General features: G+C 63.0%; 19 protein-coding genes. 13 read left to right on the forward strand and 6 right to left on the reverse strand.

Annotated elements, in window-relative coordinates; translation table 11 throughout:
- Positions 1-85 precede the first annotated feature (85 nt).
- The 4 genes from rlmD to AC19YX_RS25235 all read right to left on the reverse strand — a co-directional run bounded on the left by rlmD (position 86) and on the right by AC19YX_RS25235 (position 4541).
- A complete protein-coding gene (rlmD, locus tag AC19YX_RS25220; RefSeq protein WP_500607272.1) occupies positions 86-1438 on the reverse strand; it encodes a 23S rRNA (uracil(1939)-C(5))-methyltransferase RlmD in 1353 nt (450 codons plus the stop codon).
- Positions 1438-2340: a cysteine synthase CysM gene (gene cysM, locus AC19YX_RS25225; protein ID WP_078470811.1), complete on the reverse strand. Its 903-nt coding sequence runs from the start codon at positions 2338-2340 to the stop codon at positions 1438-1440. The genes rlmD and cysM overlap by 1 nt, the downstream gene beginning before the upstream one ends.
- 130 nt (positions 2341-2470) lie before the next feature.
- Complete coding sequence (locus tag AC19YX_RS25230; protein WP_500607273.1) at positions 2471-3832, reverse strand: HAMP domain-containing sensor histidine kinase; 1362 nt, start codon at positions 3830-3832, stop codon at positions 2471-2473.
- Positions 3819-4541, reverse strand: coding sequence for a response regulator transcription factor (locus tag AC19YX_RS25235; RefSeq protein ID WP_500607274.1), 723 nt, complete (start codon positions 4539-4541; stop codon positions 3819-3821). The genes AC19YX_RS25230 and AC19YX_RS25235 overlap by 14 nt, the downstream gene beginning before the upstream one ends.
- 217 nt (positions 4542-4758) lie before the next feature.
- Between AC19YX_RS25235 and AC19YX_RS25240 the strand changes: the two genes are divergently transcribed.
- The 4 genes from AC19YX_RS25240 (at position 4759) to AC19YX_RS25255 (ending at position 9485) form a co-directional block, all read left to right on the forward strand.
- Positions 4759-7512, forward strand: coding sequence for a response regulator (locus AC19YX_RS25240; protein ID WP_078470813.1), 2754 nt, complete (start codon positions 4759-4761; stop codon positions 7510-7512).
- A 66-nt stretch (positions 7513-7578) separates the two neighbouring features.
- Positions 7579-8568: a 2-hydroxyacid dehydrogenase gene (locus tag AC19YX_RS25245; protein ID WP_201131986.1), complete on the forward strand. Its 990-nt coding sequence runs from the start codon at positions 7579-7581 to the stop codon at positions 8566-8568.
- A 78-nt stretch (positions 8569-8646) separates the two neighbouring features.
- Entirely contained in the window at positions 8647-9084 is a 438-nt protein-coding gene (locus AC19YX_RS25250) for a hypothetical protein (protein ID WP_078470815.1), read from the forward strand.
- Positions 9081-9485, forward strand: a complete 405-nt coding sequence (locus AC19YX_RS25255; RefSeq protein WP_500607275.1) for an META domain-containing protein — start codon at positions 9081-9083, stop codon at positions 9483-9485. Before AC19YX_RS25250 ends, AC19YX_RS25255 begins: the two co-directional genes overlap by 4 nt.
- 139 nt (positions 9486-9624) lie before the next feature.
- Here the strand turns inward: AC19YX_RS25255 and AC19YX_RS25260 are convergent, their stop codons facing one another.
- The gene (locus tag AC19YX_RS25260) at positions 9625-10089 is read right to left on the reverse strand and encodes a TlpA family protein disulfide reductase (protein ID WP_201131987.1); all 465 of its coding nucleotides are present in this window, start codon (positions 10087-10089) and stop codon (positions 9625-9627) included.
- Positions 10090-10215: 126 nt separating this feature from the next.
- Between AC19YX_RS25260 and arsC the strand changes: the two genes are divergently transcribed.
- The 7 genes from arsC to AC19YX_RS25295 all read left to right on the forward strand — a co-directional run bounded on the left by arsC (position 10216) and on the right by AC19YX_RS25295 (position 17084).
- Positions 10216-10569, forward strand: a complete 354-nt coding sequence (arsC, locus tag AC19YX_RS25265) for an arsenate reductase (glutaredoxin) (protein ID WP_078470818.1) — start codon at positions 10216-10218, stop codon at positions 10567-10569.
- The gene (gene wrbA / locus AC19YX_RS25270; protein ID WP_020295630.1) at positions 10566-11171 is read left to right on the forward strand and encodes an NAD(P)H:quinone oxidoreductase; all 606 of its coding nucleotides are present in this window, start codon (positions 10566-10568) and stop codon (positions 11169-11171) included. The genes arsC and wrbA overlap by 4 nt, the downstream gene beginning before the upstream one ends.
- Positions 11164-11589, forward strand: coding sequence for a DUF2069 domain-containing protein (locus tag AC19YX_RS25275; protein ID WP_201131989.1), 426 nt, complete (start codon positions 11164-11166; stop codon positions 11587-11589). The genes wrbA and AC19YX_RS25275 overlap by 8 nt, the downstream gene beginning before the upstream one ends.
- Before the next feature lie 117 nt (positions 11590-11706).
- Positions 11707-12378 (forward strand): DNA-3-methyladenine glycosylase I, encoded by a 672-nt coding sequence (locus AC19YX_RS25280; RefSeq protein ID WP_500607276.1) that lies wholly within the window; start codon positions 11707-11709, stop codon positions 12376-12378.
- A 497-nt stretch (positions 12379-12875) separates the two neighbouring features.
- On the forward strand, positions 12876-13508 hold the full coding sequence (gene pmrG / locus AC19YX_RS25285) for a lipopolysaccharide core heptose(II)-phosphate phosphatase PmrG (RefSeq protein WP_078470821.1): 633 nt from the start codon (positions 12876-12878) through the stop codon (positions 13506-13508).
- A 223-nt stretch (positions 13509-13731) separates the two neighbouring features.
- Complete coding sequence (arnT, locus tag AC19YX_RS25290) at positions 13732-15384, forward strand: lipid IV(A) 4-amino-4-deoxy-L-arabinosyltransferase (RefSeq protein ID WP_500607277.1); 1653 nt, start codon at positions 13732-13734, stop codon at positions 15382-15384.
- A 155-nt stretch (positions 15385-15539) separates the two neighbouring features.
- The gene (locus AC19YX_RS25295; RefSeq protein ID WP_500607278.1) at positions 15540-17084 is read left to right on the forward strand and encodes an ArnT family glycosyltransferase; all 1545 of its coding nucleotides are present in this window, start codon (positions 15540-15542) and stop codon (positions 17082-17084) included.
- Positions 17085-17094: 10 nt separating this feature from the next.
- Here AC19YX_RS25295 and ttcA read toward each other — a convergent pair whose 3' ends face one another.
- Entirely contained in the window at positions 17095-17919 is an 825-nt protein-coding gene (ttcA, locus tag AC19YX_RS25300) for a tRNA 2-thiocytidine(32) synthetase TtcA (protein ID WP_078470824.1), read from the reverse strand.
- A 271-nt stretch (positions 17920-18190) separates the two neighbouring features.
- Between ttcA and AC19YX_RS25305 the strand changes: the two genes are divergently transcribed.
- Positions 18191-18793 (forward strand): Yip1 family protein, encoded by a 603-nt coding sequence (locus AC19YX_RS25305; protein WP_020295637.1) that lies wholly within the window; start codon positions 18191-18193, stop codon positions 18791-18793.
- Positions 18794-18955: 162 nt separating this feature from the next.
- Positions 18956-19450 carry a SprT family zinc-dependent metalloprotease gene (locus tag AC19YX_RS25310; RefSeq protein ID WP_020295638.1) on the forward strand — a complete coding sequence of 165 codons (495 nt, stop codon included), beginning with the start codon at positions 18956-18958 and terminating at the stop codon, positions 19448-19450.
- Positions 19451-19458 lie beyond the last annotated feature (8 nt).

Genomic DNA, 19458 nt, shown 5'->3' on the forward strand with positions numbered 1-19458 from the left:
GTCAAATCGCTGACCTTAGGTGCCAGGGCCTGCTCGCAGGGCCAGCGAGCGGTGCCTGGCGGCCAGTCGGATTAGACGAGCCATCCTAGCTCGCTTCAAATAACGCCATGGCTTCGACATGCGCCGTCTGAGGAAACATATCGAGGATCCCGGCACGTTTTAACCGATAGCCCTGTTTGACCAATTCGACCGTGTCACGCGCCAAAGTTGCAGGGTTGCATGACACATAGACCAACCGTTGGGCGCCGAGGCTCGCAAGCTTGCGGACCACCTCGAAAGCACCGTCACGGGGTGGGTCCAAGAGTACCGCAGAAAAGCCCTCTTCCGCCCACTCGACAGCACCCAGAGGCTGCGATAAATCGGCCTGAAAAAACTGCGTGTTATGCAAATTGTTGCTGGCTGCGTTTTCAGCCGCGCGAGCCACCATGCTCGCCACGCCTTCAACCGCCACCACCTGGCGAACCTGCTGCGCCAGGGGCAAGGCAAAATTGCCCAGGCCGCAGAACAGGTCCAGGACCCGCTCATCAGCCTTCGGTGCCAGCCACTCCAGAGCCTGGGCCACCATCGCCTCGTTGACGCCGGCATTGACCTGGACGAAGTCCCCTGGTCGATACGCCAGATGCAAATTCCAGGATTCCAGGCGAAAGCCCAGGACCTGGTTCGGCTCCAGGGGCTGTGGATCGCCTTCGCCATGCAGCCACAACTGGGCGTCATGGAAGGTGCAGAATTCCTTGAGAATGCTCAGGTCAGCCTCGGACAACGGCGCCATGTGCCGCAGCAGCACGGCAATCGCCGAGCCGCTGAACAGCTCCACGTGCCCCAGGGCCTGAGGCTTGCTCAAGCGCTGCAACATGGCCGGCAAGCGGCTCATGATCGGCTGCAAGGGCTGTACCAGCACTGGGCACTCGCTGATGGCAACGATGTCCTGGCTGCCGGCGGCGCGGAAACCCACTTCAAGCTTTTTCGCCTTGGCATCCCAGCGCACGGCGATCCGCGCGCGACGCCGATAGCCAAACTCGGGACCGCTCAGCGGCGCCGCCCATTCATCGGGCTGCACGCTGGCAACCCGCGACAATTGTTCGGCGAGCATGCGCTGTTTCAGGGCCAGTTGTTCGTCGTGGGGCAGATGCTGGACACTGCAACCGCCGCAGCGGCCGGCATGGGCGCACGGCATCGGCCGACGCAGCTCGCTGGCCTGGAACACACGCTCGGTGCGCGCTTCTACGACCTTGCCGTGGGCACCCAGTACCCGCGCCTCGACCTCCTCCCCCGCCAGCGCCCCGGTGACAAACCAGGTGCGTCCGTCGAGAAAGGCAATCCCCCGGCCGTCATTGGCCAGGCGCTCGATGCTCAGGCGCTGCTTTTTACCGGTCGGTATCTGTGGGGCCCGGCTACCGCCCGTGGGCTGGAAGCGCAGGCCTCTCTCGTGCTTGGCCATCAGTTGGGCGCATCGAAGATGCCGGTCGACAGGTAACGATCGCCACGGTCACAAATGATCGCGACCATCACCGCGTTTTCCACTTCCCGGGACAGGCGCAGCATCGCCGCCACCGCACCGCCTGAAGAGACGCCACAGAAAATGCCCTCTTCACGGGCCAGGCGCCGGGTTACGTCTTCGGCTTCGCTCTGGGCCATGTCGACGATGCGGTCGACGCGGCTGGCCTGGTAGATCTTAGGCAGGTATTCCTCGGGCCAGCGGCGAATGCCGGGGATGGCCGAGCCTTCCATCGGCTGCAGGCCGATGATCTGCACATTGGGGTTCTGTTCTTTCAGGTAGCGCGAGGTGCCCATGATGGTACCGGTGGTCCCCATGGAGCTGATGAAGTGGGTGATCCCGCCCTCGGTCTGACGCCAGATTTCCGGGCCGGTGCCGGTGTAATGCGCCTCGGGGTTGTCGCCGTTGGCGAACTGGTCGAGCACCTTGCCACGGCCTTCGGCCTGCATCCGCTCAGCGAGATCGCGCGCGCCTTCCATGCCCTCTTCCTGGCTGACCAGGATCAACTCGGCACCGTAGGCTGTCATCGCGGCCTTGCGCTCGGCACTGGAGTTGTCGGGCATGATCAGGATCATTTTGTAACCCTTGATCGCCGCTGCCATGGCCAGGGCAATCCCGGTGTTGCCGGAGGTCGCCTCGATCAGGGTGTCGCCCGAATGGATCTGCCCGCGCAACTCGGCGCGAGTGATCATCGACAGCGCCGGCCGGTCCTTGACCGAGCCGGCCGGGTTATTACCCTCAAGCTTGAGCAGCAGGGTGTTGCTGGTGGCTCCGGGCAGGCGCTGCAGGCGCACCAGCGGGGTGTTGCCGACGCAATCGGCGATGGTTGGGTACTGCAAGGTCATGACGTATTCGCAATCCAGACTGCGGGGGCGCCTATCATACCGGCAAACGTGCGCGGGCCATATCACGCAAAGTGCGGGGCTTATGGCTTAAAGGCATAAGCCCCACTCAGACCCATCGCGACCTTAGGGCTTATACGCTGGCAGCTAGCAGGCGCATGTGCAGGCGCAAGCCGCGCTCGGTGTTTTCCGCCCAGATCTGGCCGCCCTGGCGCTGCACCGCATTGCGCGCGATGCTCAGGCCCAGGCCGAAGCCACCGTTGCCAGGCCGCGAACCGTCGAGGCGGGTAAAGGGCGCGAAAATCCGCTCCAGGTCCGCTTCGTCCACCCCACCTCCCTGATCTTCCAGCCACAAGTGCCAGTACTCCCCCTCGCGGCAGCCATCAAGGCTGACCACCGCACCGAACGGCGAATGGCGGATGGCATTGCGCAGGACATTTTCCAGGGCCTGGGCCAGGGTATTGAGGTTACCGCGCACCCAGCACGCCGCCGTCAGCTCGCATTGCAACTGCTGCGCCGACCAGCCACTTTCAAAGCAGGCATTTTCCGTGAGCATTTCCCACAGCGCCTGCACCTGGATTTCCTCCGCCGCCAGGGGCGCGCGCTCGGTGTCGAGCCAGGCCAGTTGCAGGCTGTCTTCCACCAAGCGCTGCATGCCGTCGACTTCCCGAGACAAACGTTCGCGCAGAGCGGCCAGGCTGTGTTCGCTGTCGCACGCCACGCGCAGGCGACTCAGCGGCGTGCGCAGTTCATGGGAAAGGTCGCGCAGCAGTTGTTGCTGGAGGGACACGGTGCCTTGCAGGCGCTCGGACATTTGATCGAAGGCCCGGCCCAGTTCGCCCAATTCATCCTGGCGGCTGGTGGTCTGGCTGGAGACACGTGCATTCAATTGATCGGCGCTCCAGGCGTTGGCCTGTTCCCGCAACTGGTTCAGGGGCACCACCAGCAACCGGTACAGACCGACGCACAGCAACAGGGTGAACAAACCGGGGATCACGCCATTGGTCAGCACCCGCCACAGCAACCGGTACTGCCCGGGCATGAAACGCTGCGGCAACTCGATCACCAGGCTGCCGGCATCCGTGTCGCCAGGAAAGGGAATCCGCAACCAGGGCAAGCCACGGGTGTGCAGGCTCACCGGCCAATCAAGGCCGCGCAGAAAGGTCAGGCGCTGGTTTTCCCGGGTGCTCAGGGGCTTGCTGCTCAGTGACTGCAAGTCCTCGCCTATGACCCCGATCCAGGTCGATTCACGCGTGCCCATGTCCTGCAGCCAGGCATCGACCCCTTCGTTCTGCCCCTGGGCCCAGGCCTGTTCGGCCTGGGCGGCGTACTCTAGCAAGGTGCTGCGCGCCTCATGGGAGAGGAACAGGTTCTTCTGTTCCATGTAGCGGCCCCAGGACCAACTGAGCCAGATCATCAGCAGGCAGAAGGCAACCAACAACAACGCCAATTTCCAGAACAGTGAGTGCCGACCCGGCACGTCAGACCACCTCATCGACGGCACTCAGTACATAGCCCTTGCCCCAGACCGTGCGCACCTCGCGCTCGGCGTAGCTGATGGCCTTGAGCTTGCGGCGGATCTGGCTGACATGCATGTCCAGGCTGCGGTCATGGGGGGCATAGCCGCGCTGCAGGACATGCTGATAAAGGAAGGCTTTGCTGAGAACTTCATCGGCGCTGCGGTTCAAGGTCTCCAGCAGCCGGTACTCGCTGCGGGTAAACCCGGCCCATTGCTGGCCAAAATACACATCGCACAGTTCATCGTCGAAACGCAGGCTGTGACTGTCGCGGTGCAAAGGAATAGCCACCGGACGCCGGTCGAGGGCCACGCGTCGCAGGATGGCTTCGATGCGCACCCGCAACTCGGCCATGCTGAACGGCTTGGGCAGGTAGTCGTCAGCCCCCAGGCGAAAGCCACTGATGCGATCGGCCTCGGCGCCCAGGGCCGACATCAGCACCACGGGTGTCGAGTGGCTCTGGCGCAGATGGGTCAGCACCGACAAGCCGTCCATGCCGGGCAGCAGAATATCCATCAACACCACGTCAAATGAACGCTCGCGCGCCATCTCCAGACCTTCCCAGCCATTCTGGCACCAGGTCACCTCGAAACCGGAACGGCCCAATTGCTCGTGCACATAAGCGCCGAGCACAAGATCATCTTCAATCGCCAGGATGCGCGGATGGCCAACAGATACGGGAGTCATTAGCTTCTGCAAGTAATTCTCAATCATGCAATTATTCAAGATTGCCCGACCACGAGCAACCAATGCCTGGATTCGGGCCCGATAAACGCCCAACGGTTGTTTCGGGCCCTGCGCAATTTGCCAAGATCGCTGACTCGCAAATCGCTACACTGCGCGAGTGGCGCCTCACGGAAGTGCGCGTCGTTCATTCAAAACAACAGGTTGGCAGGAGAGTCAGGTGCTTAAGAAACTGGGAATCAAAGGTCGCGTACTGCTGCTGACCTTGTTACCGACGAGCCTGATGGCCCTGGTGCTGGGTGGGTATTTCACCTGGATGCAGCAAGCGGACCTGCAAACCCAACTTCTGCAACGTGGCGAAATGATCGCCGAGCAATTGGCACCCCTGGTGGCCCCGGCCATGGGACACAAGGACAACGACCTGCTGGAGCGCATCGCCACCCAGTCCCTGGAGCAGTCGGATGTACGCGCAGTGTCGTTTCTCGCCCCGGATCGTACCCTCCTGGCCCACGCCGGCCCGAGCATGCTCAACCAGCCGCCGATCGGTAACAGCAACCATATGCTGCAACGCACCGGCAACGATGCGACCCGCTACCTGCTGCCCGTCTTCGGGCGCCACCGCAACCTGGCCGGCGACCTGATACCCGATGAAGCCGACCGCCTGCTGGGCTGGGTCGAACTGGAGCTGTCCCACAGCGGCATGCTGCTGCGCGGTTACCGCAGCCTGTTCGCCAGCCTGCTGTTGATCGCCGCAGGCCTGGCCGGCACCACGTTGCTGGCCCTGCGCATGAGCCGCACCATCAACACCCCGCTGAGCCAGATCAAGCAGGCCGTGGCCCAGCTCAAGGACGGCAACCTGGAAACCCGCCTACCACCACTGGGCAGCCAGGAACTGGACGAACTGGCCTCGGGCATCAACCGCATGGCCGGCACCCTGCAGAACGCCCAGGAAGAATTGCAGCACAGCATCGACCAGGCCACCGAAGACGTGCGCCAGAACCTGGAAACCATCGAGATCCAGAACATCGAGCTGGACCTGGCCCGCAAGGAGGCCCTGGAGGCCAGCCGGATCAAGTCCGAGTTCCTGGCCAACATGAGTCACGAGATCCGTACCCCGCTCAACGGCATTCTCGGCTTCACCCATTTGCTGCAGAAAAGCGAGCTGACCCCACGTCAGCTGGATTACCTGGGGACCATCGAAAAGTCCGCCGACAGCCTGCTGGGCATCATCAACGAAATTCTCGATTTCTCGAAAATCGAGGCCGGCAAGCTGGTGCTCGACAGCATTCCATTCAACCTGCGGGACTTGCTGCAAGACACCCTGACCATCCTCGCCCCGGCGGCCCACGCCAAACAGCTGGAGCTGGTCAGCCTGGTCTATCGCGATACCCCACTGGCGCTGCTCGGCGACCCGCTGCGGCTCAAGCAGATCCTCACCAACCTGGTGAGCAACGCGATCAAGTTCACCCGCGAAGGCACCATCGTCGCCCGCGCCATGCTTGAAGAGGAACACGAAGACAGCGTGCAGTTGCGGATCAGCATCCAGGACACCGGCATTGGTTTGTCGAACCAGGACGTGCGGGCGTTGTTCCAGGCCTTCAGCCAGGCCGACAACTCGCTGTCGCGGCAACCCGGCGGCACTGGCCTGGGGCTGGTGATTTCCAAGCGCCTGATCGAGCAGATGGGCGGCGAGATCGGGGTCGACAGCACGCCGGGCGAAGGCTCGGAGTTCTGGATCAGCCTCAGCCTGCCCAAGACCCGCGACGACGCCGAGGACCTGCCGGGCCCGCCTTTGCTCGGGCGCCGGGTGGCGATCGTGGAAAATCACGAACTGGCGCGCCAGGCGTTGCAGCACCAACTGGAAGACTGCGGCCTGGAGGTGACCCCGTTCAACACCCTGGAAGCCCTGACCAACGGCATTACCGGAGTGCACCAGACCGATCAGGCGATCGACCTCGCGGTGCTGGGCATCACCAGCAACGACATGCCGCCCGAGCGGCTCAACCAATATATCTGGGACCTGGAGCACCTCGGCTGCAAGGTCCTGGTGCTGTGCCCGACCACCGAGCAGACGCTGTTCCAGCTATCGGTGCCCAATCCCCACAGCCAGTTGCAGGCCAAGCCGGCCTGTACCCGCAAACTGCGCCGCGCCCTGTCCGACCTGGTCAACCCGCGCCAGGTGCGCAACGAGCCCGGCGAACCCTTGTCGAGTCGCGCACCGCGGGTGCTGTGTGTCGATGACAACCCGGCCAACCTGCTGCTGGTGCAGACCCTGCTCGAAGACATGGGTGCCAAGGTGCTGGCGGTCGAAAGTGGTTATGCCGCGCTCAAGGCGATCCAGAACGAATCGTTCGACCTGGTGATGATGGACGTGCAGATGCCCGGCATGGACGGGCGACAAAGCACCGAGGCGATCCGCCTGTGGGAAAGCGAGCGTCATGGTTCGCCGCTGCCCATCGTCGCCCTCACCGCCCACGCCATGGCCAACGAAAAACGCGCGCTGCTGCAAAGCGGCATGGATGATTACCTGACCAAACCCATCAGCGAACGCCAATTGGCCCAGGTGGTGTTGAAGTGGACCGGCCTGGCCCTGCGTAACCAGGGTCCCGAACGCTCCAGCGAGTTTCATGGCAAGAGCATCGAACTGCAGGTGCTGGACCACGATGAAGGCCTGCGCCTGGCCGCTGGCAAAGCTGATCTGGCAGCCGACATGCTGGCCATGCTGCTCGCATCCCTGGAGGCCGACCGCGAAGCGATCCGTGCCGCGCGCGAAGCCAATGACCGCAACGCGCTGATCGAGCGGGTCCACCGCCTGCACGGCGCCACCCGTTACTGCGGCGTGCCGCAATTGCGCGCCACCTGCCAACGCAGCGAAACCTTGCTCAAGCAGGAAGATGTCAAGGCCTTCGCCGCACTCGACGAACTGGATCGGGCGATAACCCGTCTGGCCAGCGAGGCGCGTTTCAACACCTGACCCAAGGCAATGCCCGGCTCGCCCCGAGCCGCCATGCTGTGCCACCCCTTTAATCAGGATCACTCCATGCGCACGATTCTCTTCAGCAGCCAGACCTACGATCGCGACAGCTTCCTGGGCGCCGACCTGCCACCGGGCATCGAGCTGCAATTCCAGCCCGCCAGGCTAAGTCTGGATACCGTGGCCCTGGCCGAACAGCATGAAGTGGTCTGTCCCTTTATCAACGATGACCTGAGCGCACCGGTGCTGGAACAACTGGCGGCTGGCGGCACACGCCTGATCGCCCTGCGCTCGGCCGGTTACAACCACGTCGACCTGGTGGCAGCCAAGCGCCTGGGGCTGGCGGTGGTGCGGGTACCGGCCTACTCGCCCCATGCCGTGGCCGAACACGCGGTGGCGCTGATCCTGGCCCTGAACCGGCGCCTGCACCGCGCCTACAACCGCACCCGCGAGGGCGACTTCAGCCTGCACGGCCTGACCGGGTTCGACCTGGTGGGCAAGACTGTCGGCGTGGTCGGCACCGGGCAGATCGGCGCGACGTTCGCCAGGATCATGGCCGGGTTCGGGTGCCAACTGCTGGCCTATGATCCCTACCCCAACCCGCAGGTCGAAGCCCTCGGCGCCCGCTATATGGAGCTGCCGCAGTTGCTGGCCGAATCGCAGATCATCAGCCTGCACTGCCCGCTCACGGCCGACAGCAAGTACCTGATCAACAGCCGCAGCCTGGCGCACATGCAACCCGGCGCCATGCTGATCAACACCGGCCGTGGTGGCCTGGTGGATACCCCGGCGCTGATCGACGCCCTGAAAAACGGCCAGTTGGGCTACCTGGGGCTGGATGTCTATGAAGAGGAGGCCCAGCTGTTTTTCGAGGACCGTTCCGACCTGCCGCTGCAGGATGATGTGCTGGCACGGCTGCTGACCTTTCCCAACGTGATCATCACCGCCCACCAGGCGTTTCTGACCCGCGAGGCATTGGGCGCGATTGCCGCCACCACCCTGCACAACATCGCCGCCTGGGCCGCCGGCACCCCGCAGAACCTGGTACAGAACTGAATCGACGGACCGACGGTGGCGTGAAGGTCGGCTCGCTGCAAAGTCGCGTGCTAGCATAGCCGCCTACTTGGAGGACCCATGGTCGAACACGATTTCCGCTACACCCTGATGAACCCGCAACACACCCTGATCGAGTGCCGCGCCCTGGTGCCGGGGCGGTATCAGGTCACTGGCAACGGTGGCTCGATTCGCAACGATGACGTGTTGATCGTCACGCTCAAGGGCAGCAAGGACTTGTCCATGCGCCTGACCGTGGAAACCGTGCGCCACCTGATCAACCCCCTCGGTCAATGGGTCGCCGTCGCCCGAGGCCCGGTGTTCGGCGAATTGGCCATTCATCAGTGGCAAGTCAATTGCGACAGCTGCGCCAGCGAATTGAGCTTTGAGTTCGCGGTCGACGCCAAGCTCGGCAACAAGGCCGAGAAACCGGCCGCCAGTGCGCGCATCGCCGAACTGGGCTGGGTCAGCGAAGGTGAAAAGCATCGCTGCCCGAAATGCCAGCAGGCCGCGCAATGAAACGCCTGGCACTGAGCGCCGCAGTGGCCGCAGGGTTGCTGGGTTGCGCCGCCGAGCCGCTGAAACTCCAGCACGACCGCAGCTACGTCCTGGAATGGATTGGTGAGCGGCCGTTGATCGACAACAGCCACCTGACCATCACCCTGGGTGAAGACGGTCGCGCCTACGGCAACGGCGGCTGCAACCACTGGTTCGCGCCTTATACCCTGGACGGCGACAAGCTCAGCTTCGGCAAGGTCGGCAACACCCGCAAACTCTGCGCGCCGGCGTTGATGGAGCAGGAGCGGCGCTTCCTGCAAGCGCTGGAAACCGTAGAGCGTTGGGATGTGTCGCCGATCGAGCAAGTGCGCTTCTGGCCGTCTGAAGGCAAACCGCTGCGCTTGTGGCTGGAAGAAGGCTGACCTGTAGCCGCTGCCGCCAGGGCTGCGCTGGCCCGCAAGAACGCCGCGTAAATCCCCTGGTGTTTCACGGCGCCCATTCCGGCCAGCGCAGCCTTCTGCAGCGGCTACAGATGCCCTGCAGACGTTATCGGGCTACGGGTTACTGACCGCGCAGGGCTTGCAGCTTGGCGATAACACCCGCTGCGGTCTGCTCGCCCATCAGTTGTTCGCGCACCTTGCCCTTGTCGTCGATCAGGTAGGTCACCGGCAGCGCTTCGCTGCGCGGCAGGTCGAAGATCGGCGCCGGGTCCTGGGCCAGCACGGTGAACTTGATCCCCAGCTTGTCGCTGGCGGCTTTCAGTTCATCGCCCTGCACATTATCGAAATTGACCCCCAGTACACTCACCGGCTGCCCCTTGAGCTGCTCGGCCAGCGCATTCAGTTCGGGAATCTCGGTGCGGCACGGCCCACACCACTCAGCCCAGTAATTGAGCACCAGCCATTGTTTATCAATGCGCTCACCCGCCACTTTCTGGCCATATTGGTCAACGCCGTAGTCGTTGCCGCAGCCGCCGAGCAACACCGTGGTGAAGAGTGCCAATGCCGCTGCCAGTCGCCTTGCCATGCCTTGATCCTTGTCTGAAAAATCATCTGAAACCGCTGTTGCCTGCGACCCATCGCCTCTCAAGGTTCAGGACAGCCCGCGGCGCAGGTAGAATAGCCGCCACCTAAGGCAAGATGCGACCCGCACATGACCGATCTGACGCTTTATCACAACCCGCGCTGCTCGAAATCCCGCGGTGCGCTGGAACTGCTGGAGGCCCGTGGCCTGGCTCCAACCGTGGTGCGCTACCTGGAAACCCCACTCGACGCCCCGCAATTGCAACGCCTGCTGGGCAAGCTCGGCATCGGCGCACGCCAACTGCTGCGCACCGGTGAAGACGAGTACAAGAGCCTCAACCTGGCGGACAGCAGCCTCACCGAGGCGCAGTTGATCGATGCCATCGCCGCACACCCGAAACTGATGGAACGGCCGATTCTCGAAGCCGGCGACAAAGCCATCATCGGCCGACCGCCGGAAAAAGTGCTGGAGATCCTGCCGTGAGCGACTCCTACGTCCTGGTGCTGTATTACAGCCGCAACGGCTCGACCACCGAGATGGCCCGGCAGATTGCCCGGGGCATCGAACAGGGCGGCCTCGAAGCCCGCCTGCGTACCGTGCCGGCGATCTCCAGCGAATGCGAAGCCGTGGCGCCGAGCATTCCCGAAGATGGCGCGCTGTATGCCAGCCTCGATGACCTGAAAAACTGCGCCGGCCTGGCCCTGGGCAGCCCGACCCGTTTCGGCAACATGGCGGCGCCGCTCAAGTACTTCCTCGACGGCACCAGCAACCTGTGGCTGACCGGTGCTCTGGTGGGCAAACCTGCCGGGGTCTTCACCTCCACCGCCAGCCTGCACGGCGGCCAGGAAACCACCCTGTTGTCGATGATGCTGCCGCTGTTGCACCACGGCATGCTGATCACCGGCCTGCCCTACAGCGAATCGGCGCTGCTGGACACCCGTGGCGGCGGCACGCCTTATGGCGCCAGCCATCACGCCGGGGCCGACGGCAAGAGCCCGCTGAACGAGCACGAAGTCACCCTGTGCCGGGCCCTGGGCCTGCGCCTGGCGAAAACCGCCCGGCAACTGGAGAGCAACCGTGGCTAAAAAGCCGAAAATCCTGCCCGCCGTCGAATGGCTGGAACCACGGGTGCGCCTGGCGCGCGTCCTCAGCCTGCTGTGCTTTCTCGGCCTGGTCGGCCTGCTGTGCGGTTATTACCTGCTGGTGGCCGACCTGCACGGCGCGCGCCCCTGGGTGATCCTGCTGATCGAACTGGTGCCACTGCTCTTGATGGCCCCGGGCATGCTCAGTGGCAGTGCCCGCGGGCACTCGTGGATGTGCTTTGTGGTGAACCTGTACTTCATCAAGGGTGCCCTGGCGGCCTACGATCCCAACCGCCAGCTGTTCGGCGTGCTGGAAATGCTCGCCAGCCTGGCGCTGTTCTGCTCGGCCCTGCTGTATGTGCGCTGGCGTTTTCAGCTCAACCGCAAACTGGCGGGCGAAGGCACTGCCAGCCCCGCCTGATTCAAGCTCGCAGCACGGCCTCCCGCAAAGGATTGAACCTTGGAGGCCATCGAGCTGCCTCAAGTCCCATCGCCCGCGTACAACGCCCCAGCCCCCTCGAACCGATATGGAGAAGGCATGCACGATTACAAATGGCTGAACGAATATTGTCTTAACCGCTTCGGTTCGGCCAAAGCCCTGGAAGACCACCTGCCCACCCCGGCCTCCGACGCCTACCTGCGTTCGCTGAGCGCCGATCGCTACCTGTCGACGCTGGCTTTGCGGGTATTTCGCGCCGGGCTCAAACACAGCCTGGTGGATGCCAAGTGGCCGGCCTTCGAACAGGTATTTTTCGCCTTCGACCCGGAAAAAGTGGTGCTGATGGGGGCCGAGCACCTGGAGCGCCTGATGCAGGATGCGCGGATCATCCGCCACCTCGGCAAGCTCAAGAGTGTGCCGCGCAATGCGCAGATGATTCTTGATGTGGCCCATGAACACGGCAGCTTCGGCAACTTCATTGCCGACTGGCCGAGCAGCGACATCGTCGGCTTGTGGCAGTACCTGGCCAAGCACGGCAACCAGATGGGTGGCCTTTCGGCACCGCGGTTCCTGCGGATGGTGGGCAAGGACACCTTTATCCCGACCTGGGATGTGGTGGCCGCGTTGAACGCGCAGAAGATCGTCGACAAGGTGCCCAGCAGCAAACGCGATCAGGCCCTGGTGCAGGACGTGTTCAACCAGTGGCAGGAGCAAAGCGGGCGTCCGCTGTGCCAGCTTTCGGCCATGCTGGCCTTCACCGTCAACCACTGACAGGGGGCAATCCCCACTCGTTGACGACCGCACCAGGCGTGGCCCTTTGTCGAGGGCCGCGCCTATCTGCTCCCCCTGCGTCCCCCCCGCTGCCGGCCTAGCTGACAGTCAGCTGAACTGATCGCATTAAAACGCCATGGCGACTTTTTAATACGTTACTTTTGCCGGGCTTTCGCAATGGACTGCCGGCCGGCACGTCATGGCCCGCCGCTGCACACAATAAAAAACCAGCCCGCCGATGCCCTGAACGGCCATCGCCGATGCGCCAACTCTCTGAGGGTTTTACCACCGGCAATCGGCATTCGATTTTTTCACATTGCTTTCACCAATCCCCCACCTGCAGCGCCTTAGATTGCTTTACAGACACCGCGCCTGGGTGAAACCGCCAACTAAGTCATAACTACTGCTCGGCGCAACCGTGAACTTTCGACAACTTCCATACCAGGCGAACAGCGTGACCTACTCGAGCCACTGCCCCTATTCCAGAGAAGCCCAAGATGAACTCCCGGGTTAAGCGGTCATTGCTGGGCAGCCTCTGCGTATTACTGGTGATACTGGTCACCGGGTTTGTGGTGTGGCCCCGGACTCCGGTCAACCTCGGCGACCCCAGGCAGATGAGCAATAGCCATCTGTACCTGCATTGGCAGGCCGGAAACGTCATCGTCCTGGTCAGGCATGCCGAGCGCTGCGATCGCTCCAGCCACCCCTGCCTGGGCCCGGAGGACGGTATCACCCTGATCGGCCAATCGACCGCCATTGCGCTGGGCCACGCTTACCGCGCGCTGGGCATGGCCAATGCAGAGATCCTGAGCAGCCCCCTGACCCGCACCTTGCAGACCTCGCAGTACATGTTCGGCAAGCCCGCGCAGGCCCAGCCATGGCTGTCCAGTTGCGGCCCTACATTGAAAAGCGATGTGCTGGCGCATAAACAGCCGCGGCACAACCTGATACTGATCACTCACAGCGGCTGTATCAGCGACCTGGAAAAACAACTGGGTTACGAACACGCCCTGGCCAGCGAGTACAGCAGTTCGTTGTTTCTTGCAGTGGAGCCCGATGGACAGTTGAAAGTACTGGGAATAATGAACAGTGAACACTGGCCGCCGACACTCAACAACGTCCAGCAGTAACTTGCAGAACTTTTTAAACATTCGAAGTGTTATTCAGCCAATCGACAGCTTTGTTTGAAGCCACTGGTATTTAGTTGCTTTTTTCGCGGCGTGTACTTTATTAGCCAATGCACCTCAGATCCACCACCTGCCCCCCGACACCGAGGACAGACATGCGCATGACTTTACGCCCCAGGCCCAAGGAACGGGCATCACCCCACCTCCAGCGACAGGAGTGCGGGGCATGACCAGACGTTGGGCGCTACCGCTGCTGTTTTTAGCCTTCGCCGTGTTTTACCTGTTGCCATTGACCACCCATGGCCTGTGGATTCCGGACGAAACCCGTTATGCCCAGATCAGCCAGGAAATGCTGCTCAAGGGTGACTGGATCGCCCCGCATTTCATGGGCATCCGCTACTTTGAAAAACCCATTGCCGGCTATTGGTTTATCGCCATTGGCCAGGCCGTGTTCGGCGACAACCTGTTCGGGGTGCGCATCGCTTCGGCGCTGAGTACCGGGCTGAGCATCCTGCTGGCCTATCTGCTTGCCCGGCGCTTGTGGAATGACCCGCGCAAGAGTTTCGCGGCGGCGCTGCTGTACATGAGCTTCGGCCTGATTGCCGGGCAGGCCGGCTACTCCAACCTCGACCCGCAGTTCACCCTGTGGGTCAACCTGAGCCTGGTGGCGCTGTGGTTTGCCCTCCAGGGCCAGACCCTGCGCGAACGCCTGTCGGCCTGGGCGGCGCTGGGGTTTGCCTGTGGCATGGGGTTTCTGACCAAGGGCTTTCTGGCCTGGCTGCTGCCGGTGCTGATCGCCGTGCCGTACATGGTCTGGCAGCGGCGCTTCACCGAGCTGCTGCGCTTCGGTCCGCTGGCGGTGCTGGTGGCGGCCCTGGTCTGCCTGCCATGGGTGCTGAGCATCCACGCCCACGAACCGGACTTCTGGCGGTTCTTCTTCTGGCATGAACATATTCGCCGCTTCGCCGCCGAGGACGCGCAGCACACCCGCCCCTGGTGGTTCTACCTGCCGCTGCTGGTGGTCTCCAGCCTGCCCTGGGCAGCGTTGCTGCCGAGCACCCTGCTCCAGGCATGGAAAGACAAGCGCCAGGCCGGCATTGGCTTTCTTTTGCTGTGGCTGCTGTTGCCCCTGGCCTTTTTCAGCCTGAGCCGCGGCAAGCTGCCGACCTACATCATGCCTTGCCTGCTGCCACTGGCCCTGCTGATGGGGTCGACCCTGATTGATCGGCTCAATCAGGCCCGAGGCCGGGCGCTGCGTATCAATGCCTTGCTCAACCTGGTGATCGGTGTCGGCGCCCTGGTGGGGCTGATCTACATCCAGGTCAGCAAGCCGCTGTACGGCCATGACGAAATGCTCGCCCTGTCGCTGGTGTTCATCATGCTGATGGGCTGGATCATCGCCAACCTGCTGGCCGCCTCGCGCCCCTTGGCGCTGTGGGCTGCGCCGGCCCTGGGGACCTTGCTGCTGGTGGCCCTGCTGCCGCCCGGCATGCCCGCCAGCGTGGTGCACAACAAGATGCCGGACCAGTTCATCAACCAGCACCTGGAGCAACTGCGCCAGACCAGCACCCTGCTGAGTAATGACCTGGGGGCGGCGTCGGCCCTGGCCTGGCGCCTGCAACGTCCGGACGTGGCGCTGTACAACACCGCCGGTGAGCTCCGGTACGGCCTCGACTACCCGGATTCGAGCCCGCGCAAGATCGATCTGGATCAGATCCAGCCCTGGATGAGCCAAGCCCTGAAGCGAGGCTCGGTAGGCGTGGTCATGCGGGTCAACGACGTGCAGGAGATCCAGGAAGTCGAGCGCCTGCCCCTGGGCGGCAAACGCTACGAGCAAGGCAACCTGGTGATCCTGATCTTCCCCCAGAGCCCGCCATAAGCCCGGTCGTCCCACGGTCAGCGCCTGCCCAACGGCGCTGACCGCCTGATCACTCGTCTCACCTGAGCACAATCCCCTGCTTGCCATAACCGGCCGGACGGCATTCGCCTGTGAGCCACTGCAACTGGCGCGGGTCCAACCACGGAGCGATCCCCATGCAACGCAGCCTTAATCAGCACAAGGCCCTGGCGCTACTGCTGGGTGTGAGCGCTTTGATCCTGCTGCTCGGCCTGGGCAGCCGCGAGCTGTGGGGGCCGGAAACCCGCTGGGCGAACATTGCCCTGCAAATGCTGCAAAGCGGCGATTACTTCGACCCGTACCTCAAGGGCATGCCCTATTACGACAAGCCGCTGCCTTCCTACTGGTTGATTACCGCCAGCAGCGGGCTGTTCGGCGGGCTGGATAACTGGTCGCTGCGCCTGCCGTCGGTGATCGCGGCGTGGCTGAGCGTGTGGCTGATCCATTCGCTTGGCGAGCGCTTGTTTCGCCAGGGCACCGGGCTGATTGCCGGCTGGATGCTGGCGACCACCTTCTACTTTGCCTTCTGGGCCCGGGTGGCGACGGCCGACATTCTGACCCTGTTCGGGGTGCTGGCGGCGGTCTGGTGGTACTGGCGGGGGCCGGACGACACCCGCCTGAGTCGCTATTGCGGGTTTTTCCTGATACTGGCGGCCACTTCGCTGTGCAAGGGCCTGATCGGTTTCATCTTGCCCGGGCTGGTGCTGCTGCCACACCTGATGAGCGCCGGGCGCTGGAAGCGTCACCTCAATCTGCGGCTGTGCCTGGCCCTGCTGCTCGCCGGGCTGGTCTATATGTTGCCGTTCCTGCTCTCGCATCTGTATGGCCAGCCGAGCGTGGGCGACAGCGGCCTGAGCCTGGTGCTGCGGGAAAACCTGGTGCGTTTTTTCGACCCGTTCGACCATGTCGGCCCGCTCTACACCTACCTGATCTACCTGCCGGTCTACACCCTGCCCTGGGCGCCGTGCTGGATCCTCGGTCTATGGGTCGCCCTGCGCCACTGGCGGCAGATCGAGCCCAATGCGCGCTGGCTGGTGTGGGGCCTGGGCCTGCTGATGCTGTTTTTTACCGCCAGCGGCAGCCGCCGCAGCTACTACGTATTGCCGCTGGTGCCCTTTGCCCAGTTACTCGCGGCCTGGTGGCTGAGCCGACGCCTTGCCCAGCGCCGAGCCGCCGGACAGGTCGGCGGGCGTGGCTGGAGCAAAGGCTTCGCGGTGGCTGCCGTGGTCATGCTGCTGGTGTTGGGGGTGCTCTATCCCTGGACCAATGGCGGTGGCGGGGTCATGCAGTTCGCCCAGGCGGTGCGGGCCGAGGCCGACAAACAGGCACCCTGGGCCCAATGGCGAGTGGTGATGGTGGAGGTCGATAACAAACTGCCGCTGTACCTGCAGAATCACGGCGCGCCGTTCTACTACCTACAGGACACCCAGGATTTCCCCCGCGACGGCGATAGCGCAGGGTTCATGGCCTGGCTGGAGAAAACCAGCGGCCAGCACTGGGACCCGCAACGCACCCTGATCCTGGCCCAGTACCACAATGGCGAACCCCTGCCCCTGGGCTACCTGCAGGCCGATCACCAGGTGCTGCGCACGCTGCCGGACAACGGTGAACGCCTGTTCAATGCCCGGGATTTCGGCAGCCTGGCGTACATCCCTGACGCCGCGCCCCGAACCTGGCCTTGACGGCTGGGGTTCAGAGGTTCAGCACATTGACGAAACGCGAGGCGGCGGTTTCATCGATGCGCAGGCTGGTGAAGTCGAACAGGTTGCGGTCGGCCAACTGCGACAGCTGCACATTCTGCAAGCTGCGGAAGATGCTTTCGCTGCGGCCCGGGGTCTTGCGCTCCCACTCCTGAAGCATGTCCTTGACCACCTGGCGCTGCAGGTTCTCCTGGGAGCCGCAGAGGTTGCAGGGGATGATCGGAAATTGCTTGAGGTCGGAGTAGGCCTGGATGTCCTTCTCGTTGCAGTAGGCCAGGGGCCGGATCACCACATTGCGCCCGTCATCGGCCCGCAACTTGGGCGGCATGGCCTTGAGCGAGCCGTTGAAAAACATATTGAGGAAGAAAGTCTCGATGATGTCGTCGCGGTGATGACCGAGGGCCATCTTGGTCGCGCCGATTTCATCGGCAAAGGTGTACAGCGTGCCGCGACGCAGGCGCGAGCACAGCGAGCAGGTGGTCTTGCCTTCCGGGATCAGCTCCTTGACCACCGAATAGGTGTCTTTCTCGACGATGTGGTACTCCACGCCCAGGGTCTTGAGGTAGGCCGGCAGCACATCCTCGGGAAAGCCCGGCTGCTTCTGGTCCATGTTCACCGCAACGATGTCGAACTTGATCGGCGCCACCTTCTGCAAGTGCAGCAGCACATCGAGCATGGTGTAGCTGTCCTTGCCGCCGGACAGGCAGACCATGACCTTGTCACCGTCTTCGATCATGTTGAAGTCGGCGACCGCTTCGCCCGCCTGGCGACGCAGGCGTTTCTGCAGTTTGTTCTGGTTGACCGTAAGAGTGCCCATGGCGCTGGAATCCGCGAGGTGTGTGACGAAAAGCCGGGTATTTTACGCAAAAAATCCGCGCTGGGCGAAGAGCTGCAACGGCCAAGACTCTTCGGCGATTACGCATTCCCTTTACAGCGCGATTTGCTCTAACCCCCCGCAGCCACGCCAGCAAGTCCTTCCTATACTGCGACATAAGGTCGCACACACATACAGACCTTCACTTACTTGGCCTATTGGCCCGTAGGCGCTCCGCTGGGGGGCGATGGCAATAACAAAGGAGTGACTGAATATGATCCATCACGTCGTGGGCCTCTTCACCCACCCTGATCAAGAATGGCGAGAAATCCGTGGCGACCAGGAAGAAAGCATCAGCCACATGTACCTCACCCACACCCTGATTCTCGCGGCCATACCGGCCGTTTCCGCGTTTATCGGCACCACCCAGGTCGGTTGGGTCATCGGCAGTCGAGCCCCGGTGATGCTCACCGTGGAAAGCGCACTGTGGATGACCATCATGTCCTACCTGGCCATGCTCGGCGGCGTGGCCGTCATGGGCGCCTTCGTGCACTGGATGGCCCGCACCTACGACGCCAACCCAAGCCTGGCCCGCTGCATCGCCTTTGCCACCTACACCGCGACGCCCTTGTTCGTCGGCGGCCTGGCGGCGCTGTACCCGCATATGTGGCTGGGCATGATCATCGGCACGGCGGCTATCTGCTACACGGTGTACCTGCTGTATGTGGGGCTGCCGACCTTCATGAACATTCCATCGGACGAGGGTTTTCTGTTTTCCAGCTCGGTACTGGCCGTTGGGCTGGTCGTGCTGGTGGCGATCATGGCGTTTACCGTGATCGTCTGGGGCCTGGGTGTCGGCCCGGTCTACACCAACTGAGGCAGTAACAGACGCCATTCATCTCCTAAAACCAGATCTGCCAACACAGGCCGCCGCAAGGCGGCCTTTTAATTGGTGGGCCGGCATGACCATTCGGCGCCTGGACGATTCGGAAACCCCGGGCTTTGCGGCATACTCGACACCTCTGGAGAGCCGTTAAGCATGCCCGAGCAACTCAATACCCGCGTCGAAGACTGTTTCCAACTCGCTGAATCCTTTTTCAAACGACCTTTCAAACGTCCCGTGGTCAGCCTCAAGTTGCGTGGCCAGAAGGCCGGCGTAGCGCACCTGCACGAGAACCTGCTGCGCTTCAACCCGCAGCTGTACCGGGAAAACACCGAAGACTTCCTCAAGCAGACCGTGGCTCATGAGGTCGCGCACCTGATCGCCCATCAATTGTTCGGCGAACGCATTCAGCCCCATGGCGAAGAATGGCAATTGATCATGCGCGGCGTGTACGAACTGCCGCCCAACCGCTGCCACACCTATGAGATCCAGCGGCGTCGCGTGACCCGCTATATCTACCGCTGCCCCTGTGCCGACAGCGACTTCCCGTTTTCCGCCCAACGTCACAGCCTGGTCGGCCAGGGCCGGCGCTACCTGTGCCGACGCTGCCGGCACACCCTGGTGTTTAGCGGTGAAATGCGGGTGGAATGAGGCCCGGC

Source organism: Pseudomonas sp. MF09150 (assembly GCF_059862355.1).